The sequence below is a fragment of the Megasphaera sp. DJF_B143 genome, from assembly GCF_900320625.1.
Lineage (GTDB): Bacteria > Bacillota > Negativicutes > Veillonellales > Megasphaeraceae > Megasphaera > Megasphaera hexanoica.
Map to the genome: position 1 here is coordinate 1 of NZ_ONTA01000265.1, position 2,113 is coordinate 2,113.

The window sequence follows — 2,113 nt, forward strand, 5'->3', positions numbered from 1 at the left end:
CAAGGATATGGTCAATGACCGGGGCGGACTGTTGGGCAGGCCCGTCCAGATTGTATCCGTAGATAACCACGGCAAGCCGGAAGATGCCGAAGCGGCTATCCAGCAGCTGACAGTACGTCACGTATCGGCCATCATCGGGCCGGACCTGACGGATTGTACGCGGGCGGTCTTACCTAATGTGGAAGCCGTGAAGATCCCCCTCATCAGCCCGGCCTGCACCCAGCCGGATATCACCGTCGATCCGAAGTCTCACGAAGTCTACCGCTATATTTTCCGGGCGGCTTATATCGATGCCTCTCAGGGACGGGCCATGGCTGATTATGCTTTGAAACAGCTCCATGTCAAGCGGGCCGCTGTCTTTTATTATCCCGATAAGACGTATGCCCAGGGCCTGGCCGAATATTTCCGCAGTGCCTTTGCCGCCAGTGGCGGTGAGGTCCCCGTCTATATCCCCGTGGAAGAGGTGCAGGATTTGACCAAATACCTGTCCTTATTGCAGCGAGAAAATGTCGATGTCATCTATCTTCCCGGCTACGATGACTGGACGATACCGGCCATTACGCTGCTGCGCAGTCACGGCATTTCCCAGCCCCTGCTGGGTCCCGATGGCTGGAACGGGCCCAAGATGGAACGGGACGTCGATACATCCTATTTGACCCAGGTCTATTATACGGACCATTATGCCGGTCATGACGCCAGTGAAGCGGCCAGACGGTTTTCCCAGGCTTACTATGAAAAATACGGAGAATGGCCGGACAGTTATGCCGCTCTCGGCTATGATGCCTTCATGATGACGGCCGAAGCCATCGAACGCTGCCAGTCGGCAGAAGCGCCTGACGTAGCCCGGGAGTTGGAAAAGACCATTGATTATGACGGTGCGACCGGGACTATTTCTCTCGATGCCAATCATGATGCGATTAAAGATGTCTTCATCATGACCTTTAAAGACGGCCAGCCCGAACTGGCTGCGACGATTCCCAAAGACCGTCAGACACAGTAAGGCAGATACTTTGTCATGGCTTGGCGCCGTGCCTTCCAGTCGGGCATGCGGATGGTCATGGCATCATAGAAATGGCGGGAGTGATTGGGCTGAAGAAAATGGCAGAGTTCGTGAAGCATGACGTGGTCGATGATTTCTTCAGGCATGATAGCCAGGTAGGTGTTAATGGTGACGATGCCTTTGAGGGGCATACAGGACCCCCAACGCGACCGCATGACTCGCTGTTTCAGGACCGGGTCGGGCAAGGCGAGGCCGTCGAATAAGGGCTGCATCCGGGATAAACTAGCAGGAAAGAGCTTTTTCCCCAGACTTTGCAGCAGCTTATGGTATAGCTTCTGTTTCATGACCGGTGTATTATCGGCCAGTTCCATGAAGACTGTCTGGCCGCTGCGGCGGATGCTGTTTTGTAGTCCCAGGCGGACATCGAGCTTATAGGGCTGGCCGGCGAGATAGAGCGTATCGCCGTCGCTGAGGGTCAGCATGGGAAATTTACGTTTCCGTTCTGCCATCTCATCCATGGCGCGGACGATGAAATCTGTCTTTTTTTGCAGGAAATCTTCGATATATTCCCAAGGGACACGGGCCGGTGCCGAAATATACAGCGTGCCGTCACTGCGGACGTGGAGATTGATGTTTTTCACTTTTTTTCGGACCAGGATGACCGGGAAGGTTTGGCCCTGGGCCGTGAATTGGCGTTGTTCGTTCGTCATGGTGATACCTCGCAGAAATAAGATTTGTAGCTATTGTAAATAGAATCTGTTCGTTTGTCAAAAAAAGGAAGGTAGATTATGCTCGATTTTACGGCCATTGACTTTGAAACGGCCAATAAATATGCCAACAGCGCCTGCTCCCTGGCAGCCGTTACCATGAATGATGATCGCTGTGTCAAAGAAGGGTATACTCTGATCCAGCCGCCTTTCATGCGTTTTGATCCAGGTAATATCCAGATTCATGGCATCACGCCGGACCAGGTCGCCCATAAACCGAAGTTCGACGCCCTGTGGGACCGCATCCGGCCGCACCTGGAAGGGCGTATCCTGGTCGCCCACTATGCCGTCTTCGATACGCGGGTCCTGCGCAGCCTGCTGCGGACGTATCACCTGGAAAAGCCCC

Annotated in this window: 3 protein-coding genes; 2 read left to right on the forward strand and 1 reads right to left on the reverse strand. The window is 54.0% G+C overall.

Annotated features, from left to right (window positions below):
* Positions 1 to 1,000: ABC transporter substrate-binding protein (locus DBO31_RS07785; protein WP_150824862.1), on the forward strand; the 1,000-nt coding region annotated here is incomplete at its 5' end.
* Here DBO31_RS07785 and DBO31_RS07790 read toward each other — a convergent pair.
* Positions 988 to 1,710, reverse strand: coding sequence for a M48 family metallopeptidase (locus DBO31_RS07790; protein ID WP_150824863.1), 723 nt, complete (start codon positions 1,708 to 1,710; stop codon positions 988 to 990). The genes DBO31_RS07785 and DBO31_RS07790 overlap by 13 nt on opposite strands.
* Positions 1,711 to 1,788: 78 nt before the next feature.
* Between DBO31_RS07790 and DBO31_RS07795 the strand changes: the two genes are divergently transcribed.
* Positions 1,789 to 2,113 (forward strand): exonuclease domain-containing protein (locus DBO31_RS07795; RefSeq protein WP_255413337.1); only part of this gene is annotated, 325 nt, incomplete at its 3' end.